Origin of the sequence: Shinella sedimenti, from assembly GCF_022601905.1 — a bacterium.
Taxonomy (GTDB): Bacteria; Pseudomonadota; Alphaproteobacteria; order Rhizobiales; family Rhizobiaceae; genus Shinella; species Shinella sedimenti.
The window spans coordinates 205,930-220,951 of sequence record NZ_JAKVIN010000007.1; the positions used below are offsets into that span (position 1 = coordinate 205,930).

At 58.8% G+C, this 15,022-nt stretch carries 17 protein-coding genes and 1 pseudogene; 7 read left to right on the plus strand and 11 right to left on the minus strand.

Translation table 11 applies throughout. The annotated features are described in order from the left end of the window. Positions 1 to 48: 48 nt before the first annotated feature. Positions 49 to 756: an EAL domain-containing protein gene (locus tag MKI86_RS17275; RefSeq protein ID WP_370879999.1), complete on the plus strand. Its 708-nt coding sequence runs from the start codon at positions 49 to 51 to the stop codon at positions 754 to 756. 274 nt (positions 757 to 1,030) lie between these two features. On the opposite strand, the gene MKI86_RS17280 is transcribed toward MKI86_RS17275, so the two are convergent. The 6 genes from MKI86_RS17280 to MKI86_RS17305 all read right to left on the minus strand — a co-directional run bounded on the left by MKI86_RS17280 (position 1,031) and on the right by MKI86_RS17305 (position 5,107). Continuing rightward, the gene (locus MKI86_RS17280) at positions 1,031 to 1,297 is read right to left on the minus strand and encodes a hypothetical protein (protein ID WP_241603169.1); all 267 of its coding nucleotides are present in this window, start codon (positions 1,295 to 1,297) and stop codon (positions 1,031 to 1,033) included. Between the two features lie 11 nt (positions 1,298 to 1,308). Next, the gene (locus MKI86_RS17285; protein WP_241603172.1) at positions 1,309 to 2,178 is read right to left on the minus strand and encodes an SDR family oxidoreductase; all 870 of its coding nucleotides are present in this window, start codon (positions 2,176 to 2,178) and stop codon (positions 1,309 to 1,311) included. A gap of 263 nt (positions 2,179 to 2,441) precedes the next feature. Beyond that, positions 2,442 to 2,936 carry a BON domain-containing protein gene (locus MKI86_RS17290; RefSeq protein WP_241603175.1) on the minus strand — a complete coding sequence of 165 codons (495 nt, stop codon included), beginning with the start codon at positions 2,934 to 2,936 and terminating at the stop codon, positions 2,442 to 2,444. Between the two features lie 328 nt (positions 2,937 to 3,264). Then, a complete protein-coding gene (locus MKI86_RS17295) occupies positions 3,265 to 4,344 on the minus strand; it encodes a DNA topoisomerase IB (RefSeq protein WP_241603178.1) in 1,080 nt (359 codons plus the stop codon). Between the two features lie 317 nt (positions 4,345 to 4,661). After that, positions 4,662 to 4,868 (minus strand): hypothetical protein, encoded by a 207-nt coding sequence (locus tag MKI86_RS17300; RefSeq protein WP_241603181.1) that lies wholly within the window; start codon positions 4,866 to 4,868, stop codon positions 4,662 to 4,664. 14 nt (positions 4,869 to 4,882) lie between these two features. Next, the gene (locus MKI86_RS17305) at positions 4,883 to 5,107 is read right to left on the minus strand and encodes a hypothetical protein (protein WP_241603185.1); all 225 of its coding nucleotides are present in this window, start codon (positions 5,105 to 5,107) and stop codon (positions 4,883 to 4,885) included. 229 nt (positions 5,108 to 5,336) lie between these two features. Here MKI86_RS17305 and MKI86_RS17310 point away from each other — a divergent pair, with 229 nt between their 5' ends. Beyond that, entirely contained in the window at positions 5,337 to 6,068 is a 732-nt protein-coding gene (locus MKI86_RS17310) for a Crp/Fnr family transcriptional regulator (protein ID WP_241603705.1), read from the plus strand. Here the strand turns inward: MKI86_RS17310 and MKI86_RS17315 are convergent. Further along, positions 6,049 to 6,498: a DUF6894 family protein gene (locus MKI86_RS17315; RefSeq protein ID WP_241603187.1), complete on the minus strand. Its 450-nt coding sequence runs from the start codon at positions 6,496 to 6,498 to the stop codon at positions 6,049 to 6,051. The genes MKI86_RS17310 and MKI86_RS17315 overlap by 20 nt on opposite strands. Here MKI86_RS17315 and MKI86_RS17320 point away from each other — a divergent pair. Beyond that, positions 6,491 to 6,688, plus strand: a pseudogene (locus MKI86_RS17320) (hypothetical protein); the annotation flags it as partial. The gene MKI86_RS17315 and the pseudogene MKI86_RS17320 sit on opposite strands and share 8 nt — an antisense overlap. 743 nt (positions 6,689 to 7,431) lie before the next feature. Further along, entirely contained in the window at positions 7,432 to 8,763 is a 1,332-nt protein-coding gene (locus MKI86_RS17325) for an NAD(P)/FAD-dependent oxidoreductase (protein WP_241603190.1), read from the plus strand. 84 nt (positions 8,764 to 8,847) lie between these two features. On the opposite strand, the gene MKI86_RS17330 is transcribed toward MKI86_RS17325, so the two are convergent. The 3 genes from MKI86_RS17330 to MKI86_RS17340 all read right to left on the minus strand — a co-directional run bounded on the left by MKI86_RS17330 (position 8,848) and on the right by MKI86_RS17340 (position 10,607). Beyond that, the gene (locus tag MKI86_RS17330) at positions 8,848 to 9,078 is read right to left on the minus strand and encodes a hypothetical protein (RefSeq protein ID WP_241603193.1); all 231 of its coding nucleotides are present in this window, start codon (positions 9,076 to 9,078) and stop codon (positions 8,848 to 8,850) included. 124 nt (positions 9,079 to 9,202) lie between these two features. Further along, positions 9,203 to 9,727 (minus strand): sigma-70 family RNA polymerase sigma factor, encoded by a 525-nt coding sequence (locus MKI86_RS17335; protein WP_370880011.1) that lies wholly within the window; start codon positions 9,725 to 9,727, stop codon positions 9,203 to 9,205. Between the two features lie 148 nt (positions 9,728 to 9,875). Continuing rightward, positions 9,876 to 10,607 carry a Crp/Fnr family transcriptional regulator gene (locus MKI86_RS17340; RefSeq protein ID WP_241603199.1) on the minus strand — a complete coding sequence of 244 codons (732 nt, stop codon included), beginning with the start codon at positions 10,605 to 10,607 and terminating at the stop codon, positions 9,876 to 9,878. A 235-nt stretch (positions 10,608 to 10,842) separates the two neighbouring features. Between MKI86_RS17340 and MKI86_RS17345 the strand changes: the two genes are divergently transcribed. Next, the gene (locus MKI86_RS17345; protein WP_241603202.1) at positions 10,843 to 11,025 is read left to right on the plus strand and encodes a hypothetical protein; all 183 of its coding nucleotides are present in this window, start codon (positions 10,843 to 10,845) and stop codon (positions 11,023 to 11,025) included. A 629-nt stretch (positions 11,026 to 11,654) separates the two neighbouring features. On the opposite strand, the gene MKI86_RS17350 is transcribed toward MKI86_RS17345, so the two are convergent. Continuing rightward, complete coding sequence (locus MKI86_RS17350) at positions 11,655 to 11,807, minus strand: hypothetical protein (RefSeq protein ID WP_241603205.1); 153 nt, start codon at positions 11,805 to 11,807, stop codon at positions 11,655 to 11,657. A gap of 359 nt (positions 11,808 to 12,166) precedes the next feature. On the opposite strand from MKI86_RS17350, the gene MKI86_RS17355 reads away from it, so the two are divergent. Together MKI86_RS17355 and MKI86_RS17360 are read left to right on the plus strand one after the other, a co-directional pair. After that, positions 12,167 to 13,408, plus strand: coding sequence for an AGE family epimerase/isomerase (locus MKI86_RS17355; protein WP_241603208.1), 1,242 nt, complete (start codon positions 12,167 to 12,169; stop codon positions 13,406 to 13,408). A gap of 303 nt (positions 13,409 to 13,711) precedes the next feature. Beyond that, on the plus strand, positions 13,712 to 14,980 hold the full coding sequence (locus MKI86_RS17360; RefSeq protein WP_241603211.1) for an SfnB family sulfur acquisition oxidoreductase: 1,269 nt from the start codon (positions 13,712 to 13,714) through the stop codon (positions 14,978 to 14,980). Positions 14,981 to 15,022: the final 42 nt, after the last annotated feature.

Sequence of the window (15,022 nt, forward strand, 5' to 3'; positions counted from 1 at the left end):
CGATCACTCCAGAGCCCCCGCTGAAACCTCGCGAGGGATGATTGAAACATGGGTCAAATCTCAGTGATAATTTCCCGCAATCCCGGGTCAGTTCTCAGTGCAAATCAACACCAACAAACTGTCGGATACGAAGCTCTTGCCCGGTGGGAGATGTCACCGGGCAAATTCGTTCCGCCATGCGAATTCATTCCGCTGGCCGAGGACGCCGGATTGATTGTCGAGCTCACTGACCAGTTGTTCCGCATCGCCTGCCAGGATGCGCTGTCGTGGCCCGCTCACACTGTTCTTTCCTTCAATATTTCTCCGGTACAACTGAGTGATCGACTGCTTGGACTGCGCCTCCTTAAGATTCTCGGCGAAGTCGGACTACCTGTCCACCGACTGGAACTTGAAGTCACGGAAAGCGCGCTCATCAACGATCCGGAAACAGCCCGTGGTGTTCTTGACGATCTTGTCAAATCCGGCATCAATATCGCACTGGATGATTTCGGAACCGGCTATTCCAGTCTCTCACAGCTGTTGAGCTACAATTTCAATAAGATCAAGATCGACAGAAGCTTCGTGGCAACATTCGAAGACAGCGACAGGCAGGAGAAGATCGTCCGTGCAATCATAGCGCTCGGGGCCGTGCTCGGGGTGAAGATCACCGCCGAGGAAACCCAACTCCGCCGTCTACAAGATCTTGGATGCGACATAGGACAGGGATATCTCCTCGGTAAGCCTTGCCCGATCGAGAAGACGTTGAAGGTCGCCTAACGAAATCTCGCAGAGCCTGACCGATCAACCGTTAAGCCGATAAAACGTCACATCACCCAATAGGCTCTTACGCGAAAAGGATGTCAAATAGATATGCAATTCTATATTGCATGATCTGGTTTATCAGCTTCCCGTTTGAGTGGGCATCACAGGTTTCCCGCACCGCGAGCTGGCCGCTCAACGAGAGGGACTGCGGTCGATTCCATGACCGCAATTCCACCTCGTTCGCGCGATTTTAGTTATAGGACTCTTGTACAGCCGCATGAGCTGCCATTCATATATAAAAACGGATGATCGCCACCAGGGCAAGAAACATACTGGGGCCAGCGATTTTCAACCATCGCGTCGTGTGCTGATCGCGTCGGGCGCGGACACGCTGGTGCATATCGGCCACTTCAGCACGCATCGCGGCCAGTATGTCGAGTTCGGCTTGGGTGTCCCTGGGCCTGTAAGCGGAGCGTCTCACCGGCTCGTCGATTTCCTCGAGATATTCACGCCATTGCGCATCGCTCTCGAAGCCGTGTTTGCGGATATCCGTCATGTGCGCCTCCCTCAGATCATGATCTCACCGCCGGTAACGGGGATCACCGCGCCCGTCATGTAGCTTCCGAGATCAGAGGCAAGCAGAACATAGGCGCCGGCAAGTTCCGCCGGCTGACCTGCGCGGCCAAGCAGTGCCTGTTTTCCGAAATCCCTGGTCTTGTCGGGCGACATGGTGGAAGGGATGAGCGGCGTCCAGATCGGTCCCGGCGCGACCGCGTTGACGCGAATGCCCCTGTCGGCGACCATCTCCGCCAGGCCCGCCGTGAAATTCGAAATCGCCCCTTTTGTCGACGCATATGCCAGAAGATGCGACGACGGCTGGCGGGACTGGATCGAGGTCGTGTTGATGATGGAACTGCCCGGCTTCATGTGCGGGATCGCAGCACGCGACAGAAAGAATGGGGCGTATATGTTGGTTCGGAAGGTCTGGTCCCACTCCTCGGTGCTGATATCGGCAATGTCGCCATAGGTTCGCTGGAACGCAGCGTTGTTGACCAGAATGTCGATCCGTCCAAAATTCTCGAGGCATTGGCGAACGAGATGCTGGCAATGCTCCTCGCGCGTAATGTCGCCCGGCAGAACCACGGCCTTTCTGCCTGCGGCCTCGACGAGACGCGCGGTTTCGTTCGCGTCCTGGTCCTCACTCAAGTAGGAGATCACGATGTCGGCGCCTTCGCGAGCGAAAGCGATGGCGACCGCGCGGCCGATGCCGGAATCGCCACCGGTAATCAGTGCCACCCTTCCTTCGAGACGGCCGGCTCCGACATAGCTTTCTTCGCCATGATCGGGCGGCGGGTTCATTGCGTTCGTCAGGCCAGGAGGACTTTGCTGCTGTTCGGGTTGTGGCGGAACGGGGCGACGCACGTTGTTCTCAGACATCTCGGTCTCCGTATGAGTGGGTTCACTCACCCAACTCGGCGTGCGCCGCGATGTTCCCTTTTACGCTAACCCTAACGGCCGACGCGATTCCGCGCATATAAATCAAAGGTGCAGGGAACATATCTGCATGCTTCATGTTGAAGAGTTGCTTCGAGCATAGCCTGGAACGGTCCTTGGAAATGCAGGTCCGGCACATGCCGCACCTGCAGTTTCCGTTTTTTGGGATCTCGACTGTCTGCTACACGCCTAGCGCTGAAACCGGTTTATTCCGCCGAATCCGCAGCAATATGGCTGTCGATGCCGCGTGTCGTCAGGCCTGCGGCAGACACATCGCGCACACCCTTTACGCTTCGAACCAAGCGGAGAAGGTGTTTTCGGTCATCCTCACTGTCAACGGCGCCTTCGAGTTCGGCAACGCCGCCGCGGATGGATATCTGCAGCATGTCGAGTTCCACGCGGCCGTCTTCCTCGAGCGCTTCCATGATGCGAGCCTCCAGATCGTCATCGTTGATCGTGCCGGCCTCCTCGTCGGAGAATGGCGCGGGTGCTCCGTCCACGTCACGTGCGTCGGGGTCAGACGTAACGGCAAGGCGCTCATTATCGATCTGGTCAAGTTCGGATCCGCGTGCGCCATAGGGCGCGTTGCCGCCAGCCTTGCGGCCGTCATCATTGTCCGAGTACGGCCAGCCGTCGCGGATATCCCGCTCTTCATAGTCGCGAAAGTCTTCTTCGCGGGATGGGTGCTTGGGATCGGTCATCGTCGTTTCCTCGCTCAAAATTGGCGTCGTACCCGTAACCGATGAGTGTTCAGCGTTGTTCCACGCACACTTTCGCAAGTCAGTAAGACGCCCCGCCACTTGAAGCATTCAAGGACAATCTGCCGAAGAGAGTGGCCGGCGCAAATCAACCGCCTTCCCCCGCGCAGACAGCCAATTCTCGCAACGAAAACGCAAAACATTGGAGAACGCGAACGAGGAGCTGCGCACGGGTTTCCGCAGCCAACCGAAGAATAGCAACTAACCGGCGGTATATCTTATGAACTCAAGTCGGCAGACGTGTTGGCCGCTGCTAACACGTTCAGACAGATCATGTGCCCTGCTGAACCACAGTCGAGCGCTTTTTCAACCAGCGGAACACACGGATTTCATCCTCATCCAGCCAATCCAGCAGACGTTTTGCACTGGTTTTCAGCTTCAGCACATCGCGCAGCTTGCCTTCATGAAAGTCCTCGAAGACCGCCGGATGAATGTATGACGAGCGGCATACGGCACGCGTGTTTACGAGTTTCGCCGCGACCGTATCGATCGCCTGATTGATCTGTCTGGTGAGTTCGCGCTTGGTCGGCGAAACGTCGACAGCGGCGAGTGCCTCAACCGCCATGCATGTGGCACCCCATGTGCGAAACTGCTTCGAGCTGAAACCGTCGCCAGTGATCTCGCGGATATACGCATTCACGTCCTGCGAGGAGATAGGACGGCAGCCACCTTCGTGACAGACATACTGAAAAAGATGTTGCCCGGGCAATTCTTGAAGCTTGCGGACCACGTTGGCAATGCGCCGGTCGCTGTGGACAAGGTTCCACTCTTTGCCCGACTTTCCTTTAAAACGGAACTTGAGATTGCCGCCGTCGACGCTGACATGCCGGTTGCGCAAAGTCGTCAGGCCGTAGGACTTGTTCGTTTCTGCATAGGCCGCATTGCCGACGCGGATATAGAGATTGTCGAGCATCCAGATGACAGTGGCCAGTGCCTTGTCAAAAGTGAGCCCCGGGGACCGCAGGTCGCGTTCCACACGCGCACGCAGGTCTGGCAGACGGTTCGCAAACTCGACAAGCCGGTCAAATTTGGCGCGTCCGCGCTCGGCATGCCAACCAGGATGATAGCGGTACTGGCGGCGACCCCGCGCGTCCTTTCCGACAGCCTGCAAATGAGAATAAGGATTGGTGGAGATCAACACATCGCTATAAGCGGGCGGTATCGCGAGGGCATTCAATCGGGCAATTTCTGTGCGGTCCGTGATCCGTCGCCCATCGGGCCCATAATACAGGTATCCTCTGGCGCCCTGTTTTCGCGTGATACCCGTTTCCAAGCCTTCGATGTACACCAACCGCGCGTGCAGGTCGGTATCGGGAGAGGAATCGGCCAACGCGCGGATCATCTGGTTCATGACGCGATAACTCTCGGACCGGTCTGCTGTTCCCCGAACAAAAGCGTGTCGTAGGGCGTGTTTCTACAAGGGGCTTTCGGAGAAGCGCGGTGTCTATAGCGACGACTCAAGCCTTGGCCTGCTTGCCCCACTACCGAAACACTCGGCTGCGACAGGCTCGATCAGGACCGAGCCGACAGTCCGCTTCTCCGGCGCTTCAACGATGACACCCCCGTTCTCGGTCCATTGAAAGTAGAGAAAGTCGTCGGTTTCGGAACGGCTGAAGCCGACTTGGCGACAGAGCATAAGTCTGCGGGCAGTCGCCATCGTCTCTGCCGTTATTCTATCGCCCCAAGATCGTTCAAAGCTTTCAGTTGATCAACGGCAGGCTCACCGTCCACAAAAACCCGAAAAGCTTTGCCTTGATTCTTGAGTACCTGCGCCGCTTTCAACGCGTCCGGAAAGACCAGTTTCGGCTCATCGCGCGTGTCGCTTCCGCCAGGGTCGAGTGAGCTGAGCGCAACGATCTGATAAGTGGTCGGCATTCCGTTCTCCTGTTTCAACCTTCATTTCCATCCGAAACGAAATTGTCGGGCACGGCCGCACGGGCACGTCTCATCGCCTCAATCTGGTCGAGCCAATTCCGGCTGAGGACCTGCTGTATCCCTACAGCAATGTCCTCCACGCTCCAGTTGGCATCTTCCAGTTCCTGAACGAGAGCCGTGAGCTTCGTGTCGATGATCGCGTTCAGTTCGTCGGTTCGGGCATTGCGGGGATCACGCATGTATATGGCCTCTTTGTGTAGCGGTCGCGCGGCATGAAGCGAACGTCGTGGTATCTCTCCTCAACAACGCATGAGGTGACATCAAGTTTCGAGGTGTGGCTCGAATGGCGCCGGAAAATGGAACCGTATCGGCATTGGGCGGTTAATTGTCGTTGTGGCAACGCGCGGCATTTTCGTGAAAGACCTGAGATGGGTTCCTGCTGCCGCGGGGAAGGAGCCAGCCTTGGCGGTGGAAGACATTAACAGCAATGGGTTGCTCGCCTGTATCGAACCCGATGACATGACGGCACTATCCGCTCAGCTGGAGGGCGTCGATCTCGATCAGGGACAGTTCCTGTTTCAATCCTATGAGGTCATCGAGCACGTCTATTTTTTCCTGAGCGGGCTATCATCCGAAATCGCGGGATTGCGCGGCAAGGAAGTGGAAGTCGGGTGTGTCGGCGCCGAGGGTTTATCAGGCGTGCCTGCTCTTCTGGGCGTTGACAGCAGCCCGCATTACGCCTTCATGCAGGTGGGTGGCAAAGCCTTGCGCATCAGGACGGATGCCTTGAGGGAGTTAATGGAAAAGCGGCCGAGGCTACGCTGGTTTCTCCTGCGCTTCGCACATGTCTTCATGATGCAGATCGCCGCCACCAGTCTGGCGAATGGCCGGTTCAACGTGGAGCAGCGCCTGGCGCGCTGGCTGTTGATGTCGCAGGACCGCCTCGGCGACCGCCTTTCTCTCACGCACGATTTCTTTGCGCTCATGCTCGGCGTTCGCCGGCCCAGTGTGACGGATGCCCTTCATACGCTGGAGGGAAAGCACTTGATCAAGTCCACACGCCGGCTCGTGACGATCCGGGACCGCGCCGGACTGGAAAACCTCGCCGGCGCGTCATACGGATTGCCGGAAACGGAGTATCGACGGCTTATCGCGGGCCAGTGTGAACCATTGGCGCCGCTCACTGCGGCTTCGATCTGAGCGCTGAACGAAATGGAACGCTGACAAGAACGCGGCCGTCTTCATCAGCGATGTCAAAAAATTGCCCATCCGGCTCATACCCCGCCAAAACATGTTCCGCCATGATCTCGCGTGCCGCGAGCCTGGCATCCTGAATCGCAAGCTCCAAATTATCGAACTCCGATCCTTCCAGGTCCCGCTCCATGCGTGCTCCGTCACGGATATTGAAGAAATATCGCACCCTGTTGCCTCCTGCAAACCATGCGAACAGAAAGCTGCCATGGTTTGTTCCTGAAGGTTTTTCACTCCGCGCGCTGATGCACCCATAGGCCCCGGCCACACGTCCGATACCAGACGCGACAACCACCAATCGGTTTTCATCCTTGGGGCGAACGGAACATCCGGCGATGCAGGCGGTTTGGGCTTGTGAAAGGAGATTTGATATGGGCATGAACAAACCGCAGGACGGCGCATCAGGCACCACCGACCAATCCCCCCGCTGGGAAGGGCCGGAAGCATCCAGACCGCGCGGCTACCTCCCTGCCAAAGACGACCCGGATACCGCACGTGATGCCGTCGGTGAAACGAACAAGGATCCCGAGCGCAGCGGCGTCAAGGACGCTATGAAGGCCAAAGGCGATCGCGCCGGACAATCTCCCGCCGTGCGGTCACTTCACGAAGAGCAGTCCGGCCAGGCGCAACCCAGCCAGGAAGGAAGGCTACAGAAGGGGCTGGAAGACACATTCCCCGCCTCAGACCCAATTTCAGCATCCAGCCCGTCGACCGTCAAGAAACACGTCGCGCAGAGTGAGGCCACGAAGCTGGAAGAGTAACCATCGTATCTAAGCGCCACTATGGTTTCAGCCTGATCGGGCGCGGTTATCACAGCCTGAAGCGGCGGCACCCAGGATGCCGCCGTTATTTCTGCGACATCAGACAAACCGCAAGTCTGTTTTCCGTCAGTCGAACAGCGTGCCGCGTGCACCTTCCTGCTCGCGTGCCAGCTGCCGTATCGCAGCGCAAGCCTCGTCGGTACGCCAACCGGCCCTCTCTGCTTGCGCGACAAGCTCCGCGAAATCACCCGCAGGGCCTGTTGTCATAGTCGCGGTAAGATCCTCCGGAGCCACTATCGCCAGATCCGCGACGGCGGGTCTCAGCGCAGCAACACAGTCAGCGCTGCGTCCGGGATAGTCTGCACTCTCCTTGGGAGGGTCGATAGCGTGCTGATGCGGCATGGCCGATTTTCCTCGTTGGCATTAAAATGCCAATCCCCGCCAGCCTCCGTTGTTCCGCGCCACGGCAGGAACAATCCCTTGACGCCAAGGTTGGTCCTTGTTCCGAATGGAAAGAGGCACAATGAAACGAAAGAGGCGCGCAAGAGACCATGTCCACCCATGACCCTTACACGCATTCTCAGGTCGTCATTCTTGGTGCGGGCTTTGCGGGTCTTGCCTGCGCAAAGGGTCTCGGCAATTCCGGAATCAGCGTTACCGTCGTGGACAGGCGAAATCACAATCTCTTCCAGCCCCTGCTCTATCAGGTGGCAACCGCCGCCCTGTCGCCGGCCGATATCGCAGAGCCGGTGCGTCGGACGCTCGGCCGGTATGACAATATTCGTGTCATGCTGGGCGAGGTGGTAGGTATCGACCACCCAGGCCATCGCGTCATGCTGAAAGACGGCACGTCACTCCCCTATGACGAACTGGTCATCGCGACCGGCTCGGAATACAACTATTTCGGAAACGACGAGTGGAAGCCATTCGCGCCGGGCCTCAAGACCGTTCACGAAGCAAGGCTCATCCGCCACAGGCTGCTGTCCGCCTTCGAGCAAGCAGAGCGCGCAACCGATCCCGCCATTCGCAAACGCCTGCTGACATTCGCCATCATCGGCGGCGGCCCCACCGGCGTCGAGATGGCCGGCGCCATTTCCGAACTGGCGCGCCACATGATCCAACATGACTTCAGGGCCATCAACAAGCACGAGGTCGATGTTCTTCTGATCGAGGCCGGGCCGCGCATTCTCACCGCCTTTCCGGAGAAACTTGCAGCCTATGCGCACAGTTATCTGACGGATATCGACGTTCGGATTTTGACCGGACGAAGCGTCACCGGCATCAACGCCAACTCGCTGTCGCTTGACGACGAGCGCATCGAAACAAGCTGCATCGTATGGGGAGCGGGCGTACGCGCCTCGCCCGCGGCACGCTGGCTTGGCGTGGAAGGCGGCCAGCAGGGGCGCATCCCTGTGGAACCCGATCTTTCGCTGCGCGGACATCCCGATATTTCGATCATTGGCGATACGGCGTTTGCGAAGGACGAGGACGGAAAGCCGCTTCCAGCGCTGGCACAGGTCGCCAAGCAGCAGGGGGCGTATCTGGCCGATCGTCTGCGGCATAAACTGTCAGGACGCCCCCACACCGCACCGTTCCGGTTTCACAATCGTGGCAACACGGCGGTCATCGGCCGTAATGCCGCAATCTTCGACTTCGGATCCTGGACGCTGAAGGGACGCATGGCCTGGTTTCTCTGGGCGCTCGTCCACGTCTATCTTCTGGTGAATTTCGAAAAACGGCTACTGGTGAGCATCCAGTGGATAACCCGGTACTTTACCAGGCAGCGCAGTGCGCGCTTGATCGACGAGAACCACGGCCGCGATGACGACAGCTCGGATTCCCCAGACAAACCGGTGGAGGCTCAGCCAGCGACCTGCCGCTGATCCGCAGGCGCACGTAAGTCGAAGGTCGCAACTTTCACTAGCATGCGCCACGTTAAGGCGCCGGATGCGTGAAGGGACACGGCGCTAGAATGTATCTTTCGCGTAGAATATCCGAGCGGACGCCTCGATAACAGGGCGGTGCTTGTCGGGGTCGAATGTGGTATGGGCGAAAGTGTCAAAGAGATACTTGGCAAAATTCTCTCGCGCATCGTCCGACGCGTCGAACCATGGCTGTGCGGTCAGTTCGTTGAAGACCGACTGCAAAGCACCCAACTCTTCGGGGTCGAACGCGCCCTTGTGTGTCTGGCTGCACATGCTTGCCTCCTGAATGTCAGGGGAAAGCTTAGAGAACTTGCAACCCAATCCAAAGCAAGAACATTGTACGGAAGCGTACACAGTTTAGGCCGGTCGGCGAGGACAAATCGCTTGCATATTACCTCTACGCTATGCCGGGTCGCCCGATGTCGTCCTCAAGCATCTTCCGCGCACGATTGACGCGGCTCTTGACCGTCCCGATTTCACAGGCACAAAGCCGTGCGGCGTCGATATAGCTCACGCCCATCGCCACGAGCAGCAATGTGCGCCGGCTGCTGAAGGGAATGCGCTTGAGCGCCGAGCGCAATTCGCTGCGGCATACCGCCCATTCCTGCGGCGCGCTGATGCTCAGCCGTTCGAAAATCTCCGGGTCCATGCCGGCGGGCTCGCGGCAGCGGCGGCGATATTCCGTGTTGAACGTATTGCGCATGATCGTGAACAGCCACGAGCGAAGATTGGTATTGGGGTGGAACTGATGCGAAGATCGCAAGGCCCGCATAACCGTTTCCTGAACCAGATCTTCCCGATCGCTGGTTGCCCGACAGAGTTGCCGCGCAAACAGCCCCAGGGCGGGCAACTGGGCTTCGATCTGGGCGTGAACCGTCTCGTCTAGGGGGGCGGCAACCAAAGTATCCATTCGTTCCTCCATTTCAATGGTGAACGAGGCGGGCTCAACGAGGTTGCTGTACGTTAGCGTACTGATGATCGGAAGAAAAAGCCGGACGGGCGTTCCGGCTTCGATATCGACGAGGCCGCTCGGTTTCCGCCGACGTGCGCGGTGCAGCCGCAATGCGCGTTCAGTCCAAGGGCCGCGCTATAGGTGTCCCGATAAGGCGCTCATATTCCCGCTCGCTTTCGCCATAGGCATCGCGCGCGAAGGCAACAAGGCCAGCCCGGTCGCGGACGCCGACGACGCCCCGTTCAGAATAGATAAGCTTTTTGCCTTCCAGCACATGCAGCGCCGTGGTGACGCTGGGACGCCTCACTGCAAGCACCATCGACATGAACTCATGCGTCAGACTGATTTCCATCCCGTCAACACGGTCGTGGCACATGAGTATCCAGCGGGCGAGACGCTCGCCGATCTGGTGCACCGCATTGGAGAGCGAGGTATAGGCTTGCTGGACAGACAAAGTCTGGATGTAAAAGGACAGCACCCTGTGAATCTCACGATCTTCGGCCATGATCGCCTTGAGTGTGGGAGTGGCGATCCGGAGCGCCTCGCCCGGGATCTGCATGTGGACGGAAAACGGATCGGCATCCACATCCAGAATGGCTGAGGCGGGATACATGCCGTCCCTGCCGATGAGCCCGATTTCACTGCACTGTCCCTCAGGCGACCGGATAGCCACCGATGCGATGCCGCTTTCGAAGAAATAGGCATGCTCCATTGTCTGATGGGCGGACGCAAGCTGGTGCCAGCGAGGCAGCTGAACCCGTTCCAGATGTGGGGTAATCCGTTGCTGGCTGGCTTCCGGTAAACGCCAAAGAAGGTTGTTCCGAAACCCACCGTCGCAACCCGTTGCCATCAATAAATCCAATGCAGTTCATCGACCGCATATCCGCCGGAGCCTCGGTCTTTCTCAAAATCAATGGCTGTCCATCTATGGCCATACAATCGGTGAAACAACCCGGCCCGCAGGGTCGGTACGAAAGCGGACAGACGCGCCACGACGCGTCGTTTTGTACGGTTTCGTACGGAGTCCTCCGCCCTGGAACTTCCGACCGCCGGATGCATTTGGACGCTCGACCGGGAGGAACATCATGCAACACGTCGACAGCAATCGCTCTACACCGCAGGCCAGGGTGTATGACGTCGTCATGTACTGCAGGCTGCACGGTATCGACGAAGCGGAAGCTAGAAAACTGGTCCGTCTGATCGGCCGCTTTGCCGACCGGATGTCTATACAGATGAACCTGACGAAACGACCTGTCCGTTTCCGCTGAATCAGACCAGAGCGCTTCGTCCTTCAACACTCTGATTCAGGTTTGAAATGGTGCGCTCTGGTATCATGCCGTCGTGGCATCTGGACGCTCGCCGGCGCCGTCATGCTGGCTGTCGCCATCGTCTTGGCACTCGACCGAATGATACTCGCCGCTCAACGGGATTGATAGCACAGAGCAGAACATGCCGTTGAGCGCCCTCCCCTAGCCGCCGTTTCTCGCCGGCATCATCGCCGGACATCTGATGGCCACTCGCATCCATGCTGCCGGATGATCGTCGCGCGAAACTGAGGCCGTCGTGACGATCCCGGCCCAGGCGCAAGTTCTGCTCTACGCGGGGCTTGCTGTACTGCACATGCTCGTCTTAGCGCCCGCAACGCCTGGCGGCCCGATGCGCACCGTCTGCGTCACCTTCATTTTTGCATTCGGATGGCTTTTGATGAGAGCCCGCTCCAGAGCCGATGAAGCATTTGCCCAGTCGGCGCCTGAACTCCCATCAGGCGAGCGCGGAACTCTCGTGCCAACAAGTGCGGTTATGCGTCGCGAAAGTCGCAAAACCGCACAGCCTGTCGAGCGTAGGCAATGGGCGATAATGTCAGTCGTTCATTCTTTAAGAGGCGGATACGGCCGTTTCAGCCAACGAGGCCGAAAACCACGGCGCTCACAAAGATGAAAGCACCCGCAAACAGGACTGTGCTGACGAATGCCTGCCGCTCGGCACGACGGGCACGGCGCGAACCGAACGTCGCGTAAGTCGCACGGCTGTCGAGTTTCATATCGCGCATTGCCACCGTCCTTTGTTCAGGCGACCGTTCGTAGCCGGCCGCTCCGGAAGAGCGCTTCGTTTTGCTCTGGGGAATATTTCTATAGGATCCCTATAATATTGGTAGGGTATTTTTTCTCATTTTGGCCGCAATCGTAAATTCGCGTTTCTCGCTCGCGCGCCAAGGGCTTGCGCCACGGCTCACGGCTTGCAGGACCGAGCGTTCTGAGCCATAAATCCCGCCCCACCTGTCGGAGGCAGCCGTCATTGCGAGTGTTGCGGGCCGTGCGTGAACAACACGCCACGACACCTCTCCTGCGCTCCCGCCTGGCCCGACAGCACCGGACACGACTGCGGACCGACCAAAAAGGAGAACGCATCATGGGCGCAACGGGACATCTTGGCACGGCCTGGCGCAAGCGCGACTATCATCGCCAGTGGCTCTGGCGGGAGGCAAACCGCCTCTTCGATTTCTTCCAGAACCGGGCCTTCAATCCGCTCGGCGGCTTTCACGAACTCGACGTCGACGGTCGCCCGCTCAACGCCGGCAACCCGGTGCGCGGCATCCATTCCACCGCCCGCATGGTGCATTCTTTTGCCATCGGCAGCCTGCTCGGCCGCCCCGGATCCGATGACATCGTCGACCACGGCATGAAATTCCTCTGGGAAAAGCACCGTGACCACAAGCGTGGGGGCTACCATTGGTCGCTCGATAATTCCGGACTGCTCGATGCCACCAAGCAGGGCTACGGCCATGCTTTCGTGCTGCTGGCCGCCTCCAGCGCCAAGCTTGCCGGCCACCCTGATGCCGACCGCATGATCGCCGACGTAACCGAAGTGCTGGACAAGCACTTCTGGGAAGATCGCCACGGCGCCATTGCGGAGGAATTCGAGGCCGATTGGACACCGATTGAGGGTTATCGTGGCCAGAACTCGAATATGCACCTCACAGAGGCCCTCATGGCCGCATACGAGGCCACTGGCGAGCGCTTCTATCTCGACCGAGCGGAACGCATAGCCGACCTCATCATTCGCCGTCGCGCCGCTGAGAGCGGTTTTCGCGTACCCGAACATTTCGATGAAGACTGGGTGCTGGATCGCGATTACCGCGGCAATGAGATGTTCCGCCCCTCCGGCACTACCCCCGGCCACTGGCTGGAATGGACCCGCCTCGTGCTTCAGCTGTATGCGCTCGGTGGCCGCAAGCACGCCTGGATGCCGGAAGCAGCGAAGGCATTGTTCGACCAGTCCATCGCGCTGGGCTGGGATAAGGAAAAGGGCGGCTTCTATTATACGCTCGACTGGGATGACGTTCCGGCCAAGCGCAATAAGCTCTGGTGGCCCATGGCCGAGGGCGTGGGTGCTGCGGCGTTTCTGTGCGAACACGTGCCCGACGACAAGCACGAGTTCTGGTATCGACGGATCTGGGACACGATTTCCCGTCATGTCCTCGACAACGAGCGTGGCGGCTGGCACGAGGAGCTTACGGAAGAACTCACGCCGAGCTACACGCTGTTTGCCGGCAAGAGCGATATCTATCACGCCCTTCAGGCCTGCCTCATCCCACTTTATCCGGCAACAGGCAGCGTCACGCGCGGCATCATCGAGGCTGGTAACCGCTGACATTGCCTCCCACCAAAGCGGACTGATAAGGACTAAACTGAAACGCCGCCGCTCCGGCGGCGTTTCTATTATCAGGCGTTCCCTGGTTCCTATCTGCACAAACGCAGCGTCGCCGGCCCAAGTATAATCCCCTCCCCTTCCCGGAAGCAGCCTCATCGTCCAGTGATGCCATCCCTGCTCTCGCTCTCCATGGACCCGCAGCGAAGGATTTTTTCTCCCGCAGGCCTTTCCGTAAAATAGATTGTCTACTGATTTTATCAAAAGCCTGAAAGGCTACGGTCTCCGCCAACAGGGAGCACCGACATGGGGATCATCGAACAACAGCCGATCGACTACAATATTCATCCGCGCGTCAATTCCAGTGATCCGGTCCCGCCTCGACCGCGACCGCAGACGCCCGCCCATGTCATCAAAAGTGACGCTGAGGCCATCGAGATTGCTCGGCGACTGGCCGACGAGTTTACCGCCGGCGCAGCGCTGCGCGACCGTGAGGGGCTGCTTCCCCTCGCCGAGATCGACGCCTATTCCCAGAGCGGACTCTGGGGCATCAACGTGCCAAAGGCCCATGGCGGGGCCGGTGTATCCTACCGCACCCTCGCCCGCGTGATCGCCATCATTGCGGCTGCGGACTCATCCATCGCGCAGATCACCCAGAACCATCTGTCCATCAATGGCCAGATCGATCTTGACGGTACGGAAGCTCAGAAACGCGAGTTCTTCGGCTGGGTCCTGTCCGGCCTGCGCTTCGGCAATGCCTTTTCGGAACTGAACAGCAAGAACGTCGGCACCTTCGAAACGCGGGTGGCCTTCGATGGCGACGTGGCCGTGGTGAACGGCGAGAAGTTCTACACAACGGGCGCCCTGCTCTCGCATATCATACCGGTCGTCGCGGTGGACGATGAAGGAAAAAGCTATCTGGTTTTTGTTGACAGGGACGCCCAGGGCATCACCGTCACGAACAACTGGTCGAGCTTTGGCCAGCGCACAACCGCGTCCGGCTCGGTCAGGATCGAGAATGTGCGCGTACCGAAAAGTCGTCTGTTGCCCGTTCTCGCCTTCGACCGGCCGACAGTTGCCGGACCCGTGTCACAGATCATACAGGCCGCGATTGATGCCGGCATTGCGCGCGGCGCTATTGACGATGCCATCGCCTTTATCAAGACACAGAGCAGGCCATGGATCGACAGCGCCAAGGAAACGGCGGGGGAGGACCCCTTCACCATCGCCGCAATCGGAGACCTGAAGATACGTCTGCACGCCGCCGAAGCGCTTCTAGACATCGCTGGGGAAGCCATCGATACCGGTCTAGCGAACGCTACCGAGGACACGATCGCGGAGGCGACGGTGAAAACAGCGGAAGCCAAGGTGCTGACGACAGAGATCGCCATTCTGGCCACCAACAAGCTGTTCGAGCTGGCCGGCACGCGCTCCACCCTTGCCAAGCACAATCTCGACCGCCACTGGCGCAATGCTCGGGCGCATACCTTGCACGATCCCGTACGCTGGAAATATTTTCACGTCGGGAATTTCTACCTGAACGACCTCAACCCGCCACGTCACGCCTGGAGCTAACCAACGGCCGGGTCGTAAAGTTGACCGCCGTAAACTGGCAAT

What these genes read in the sequence shown, in the direction of transcription:
- MKI86_RS17290 (WP_241603175.1), bottom strand. Translation starts at nt 2,936, where the DNA reads ATGACCGATCCCAAGCACCCATCCCGCGAAGAAGACTTTCGCGACTAT.
- MKI86_RS17350 (WP_241603205.1), bottom strand. Translation starts at nt 11,807, where the DNA reads ATGCGCGATATGAAACTCGACAGCCGTGCGACTTACGCGACGTTCGGT.
- MKI86_RS17340 (WP_241603199.1), bottom strand. Translation starts at nt 10,607, where the DNA reads ATGGCAACGGGTTGCGACGGTGGGTTTCGGAACAACCTTCTTTGGCGT.
- MKI86_RS17285 (WP_241603172.1), bottom strand. Translation starts at nt 2,178, where the DNA reads ATGTCTGAGAACAACGTGCGTCGCCCCGTTCCGCCACAACCCGAACAG.
- MKI86_RS17355 (WP_241603208.1), top strand. Translation starts at nt 12,167, where the DNA reads ATGGGCGCAACGGGACATCTTGGCACGGCCTGGCGCAAGCGCGACTAT.
- MKI86_RS17345 (WP_241603202.1), top strand. Translation starts at nt 10,843, where the DNA reads ATGCAACACGTCGACAGCAATCGCTCTACACCGCAGGCCAGGGTGTAT.
- MKI86_RS17330 (WP_241603193.1), bottom strand. Translation starts at nt 9,078, where the DNA reads ATGTGCAGCCAGACACACAAGGGCGCGTTCGACCCCGAAGAGTTGGGT.
- MKI86_RS17295 (WP_241603178.1), bottom strand. Translation starts at nt 4,344, where the DNA reads ATGAACCAGATGATCCGCGCGTTGGCCGATTCCTCTCCCGATACCGAC.
- MKI86_RS17360 (WP_241603211.1), top strand. Translation starts at nt 13,712, where the DNA reads ATGGGGATCATCGAACAACAGCCGATCGACTACAATATTCATCCGCGC.
- MKI86_RS17325 (WP_241603190.1), top strand. Translation starts at nt 7,432, where the DNA reads ATGTCCACCCATGACCCTTACACGCATTCTCAGGTCGTCATTCTTGGT.
- MKI86_RS17305 (WP_241603185.1), bottom strand. Translation starts at nt 5,107, where the DNA reads ATGCGTGATCCCCGCAATGCCCGAACCGACGAACTGAACGCGATCATC.
- MKI86_RS17315 (WP_241603187.1), bottom strand. Translation starts at nt 6,498, where the DNA reads ATGCCCATATCAAATCTCCTTTCACAAGCCCAAACCGCCTGCATCGCC.
- MKI86_RS17335 (WP_370880011.1), bottom strand. Translation starts at nt 9,727, where the DNA reads ATGGAGGAACGAATGGATACTTTGGTTGCCGCCCCCCTAGACGAGACG.
- MKI86_RS17300 (WP_241603181.1), bottom strand. Translation starts at nt 4,868, where the DNA reads ATGCCGACCACTTATCAGATCGTTGCGCTCAGCTCACTCGACCCTGGC.
- MKI86_RS17280 (WP_241603169.1), bottom strand. Translation starts at nt 1,297, where the DNA reads ATGACGGATATCCGCAAACACGGCTTCGAGAGCGATGCGCAATGGCGT.
- MKI86_RS17275 (WP_370879999.1), top strand. Translation starts at nt 49, where the DNA reads ATGGGTCAAATCTCAGTGATAATTTCCCGCAATCCCGGGTCAGTTCTC.